This is a genomic window from Microbacterium sp. UBA837, assembly GCF_002296025.1.
GTDB lineage: Bacteria > Actinomycetota > Actinomycetes > Actinomycetales > Microbacteriaceae > Microbacterium.
In genome coordinates this window covers 9,540-11,467 of record NZ_DBHD01000068.1, presented here as the reverse complement: position 1 = coordinate 11,467, position 1,928 = coordinate 9,540, and the positions used below count along the sequence as shown (strand labels likewise).

General features: G+C 66.5%; 3 protein-coding genes. 2 read left to right on the top strand and 1 reads right to left on the bottom strand.

Features of this window, described 5'->3' with window-relative positions; translation table 11 throughout:
- On the top strand, positions 1-594 hold a 594-nt coding region (locus tag B3587_RS05255; RefSeq protein WP_414683114.1), incomplete at its 5' end, for an adenosine deaminase family protein.
- A 31-nt stretch (positions 595-625) separates the two neighbouring features.
- On the opposite strand, the gene B3587_RS05250 is transcribed toward B3587_RS05255, so the two are convergent.
- A complete protein-coding gene (locus B3587_RS05250) occupies positions 626-1,153 on the bottom strand; it encodes a hypothetical protein (RefSeq protein WP_292726919.1) in 528 nt (175 codons plus the stop codon).
- Between the two features lie 183 nt (positions 1,154-1,336).
- Here B3587_RS05250 and B3587_RS05245 point away from each other — a divergent pair, with 183 nt between their 5' ends.
- Positions 1,337-1,879 carry an RNA polymerase sigma factor gene (locus B3587_RS05245; RefSeq protein WP_292726917.1) on the top strand — a complete coding sequence of 181 codons (543 nt, stop codon included), beginning with the start codon at positions 1,337-1,339 and terminating at the stop codon, positions 1,877-1,879.
- Positions 1,880-1,928: the final 49 nt, after the last annotated feature.

Sequence of the window (1,928 nt, the reverse complement as noted above, 5' to 3'; positions counted from 1 at the left end):
CTCGTGCGCGAGATGATCGCGCATCCGCGCCCCGAGGTGGTGGGGCTCGGTCAGGACGATCTGACCCCCGAGAACACGGAAGATCCGGGACGGTTCGTCGAGGCTTACGAACTGGCTCGCGAGCACGGCTTTCTGTTGACGGCGCACGTCGGTGAGACCGACCATGCGACCCCGGATGCCGTCCGCGTCGCCATCGAAGAACTGGGCTGCGACCGGCTCGACCATGGGTATCGCATTGTGGACGACCCGGAGATCGTCGCGCTGGCCCGCGACCGCGGTATCGGGTTCGCTGCGACGCCGCTGTCGACGACGATCTGCTCGGGGTGGACGATCGACACCGATCACCGCATCCGTCGCATGATCGATGCGGGGCTCGCGGTGAACGTCTCGACCGACGACGCGATGTTCTTTCGCACCGACATCGGCCGGGAGTACACCGAGGGGCTCCGCCTCATGGGGGTGACGGCAGACGAAGCCAAGCAGATCGCCCTCAACGGCATCGATGCGGCCTTCTGCGACGACGCTCAGAAGGCGCGGTTGCGGGCGGACTTCCGCGCTGCCTTCCGGGCGCTGGATGCCGCTCTGGAACCTTAGGCAGCCCAGCGGATAGACGAGGCCTGGTCGTTCATGGCGCTTCCGACATACGACGAGTTCGTGTAGTAGCCGCAGGACGATCCGCCGTAGTTCGTGTTCGCGAAGATGGCTGTCCGGCAGTTTGAGTACGACCGGAACGATGAGATCCGGTTGTCCCAGCCGATCGAGCCGAGGTTCGTGTAGCCGTGTGAGTACCCGTAGCATCCGTTTGGCTGACGCTGGCGACGTACGAGGCACCGTCGTAGCCGGAGTTCTCGTAGAAGATCCCGATGACGGTGCTCGCGAGAGCGACGACCCCCGCGCGGGCATCGCGCGTGGCCTGCCGCTTGACGTCCGATCCCACCGCGCCGTCGGGAGTCGAGATCGCGATGCCGTAGGCGTCGTAGACGGCATTCGCGAGGTCGGCGGATGCCGCGACACACAGCGATCGTCCGGTGTCGAGCTCTTGCCAGCAGCTCTGGGTGCGGTCGGGGGTGCCGGCGCTGGCGGCAGATGCGGTGAGGGCTACGCTGCCTAACACGAACAGGGCGGTGGCGACGGCGCCAAGTGACTTTCTCATGTCGGTGGCTCTTTCTCGGGTGCGACGGATGATGGAGCCAGGTTCCCAGGAATTGCGGTCGGCGCACCAGAGCGCTTTTTGCTGGTAAGGCCGGACCTCTCCCGCACCACCAGCGAATGGGAACCCGCCGCGGGGGAGAATAGGACGCGTTTGATCGGTGCGCATCGTCGGAAGGAGCCTCGAGTGGTCGATTCCGCACAGGCCTTCCCCAGTGCGTGGGGACGCTGGTCGGGCGACTACCCCCGTGACGACACCGCCCTCCTCGACCGGCTGCGAGCCGGCGACGATTCAGCGCTGAGTGCGCTGCACGAACGGCATGTGCGCGTGGTGCACGGCGTCGTCACCGACCTCGTTGCGGCACAGCCCGACGCCGAGGAGGTGACCCACGACGCGTTCTTGACGCTCTGGCGCAAGAGCCGGCGGATCACGTTCGTCGGCGCCTCATGCTTGCCATGGCTGGTGGTGACAGCCGATACTCGTGCCAGGGAACTCGCGCACCCTGACCGGTCTAGCCGGAGACACCGCGCCGCCGTCGACACGCTAGATCGCGCGGGTGAGCTCGCCGATTCTCGGGGGTCGGATGGATGGCGGGAAGTTCAGCGGATCGTCGCGACGCTGAGCTGGCCCGATCGGGAGGTATTTCGGCTCTGCGCCGTCGACGGGCTCAGCTATCGACAGGCCGTACGGCGGGTGTCGGACTCTGTGGGGGATCGGAGGGGGCGATGACGGCAACGGGGCCGGACTTCGACCGGATGCGGACAGTGCTCATGCACGA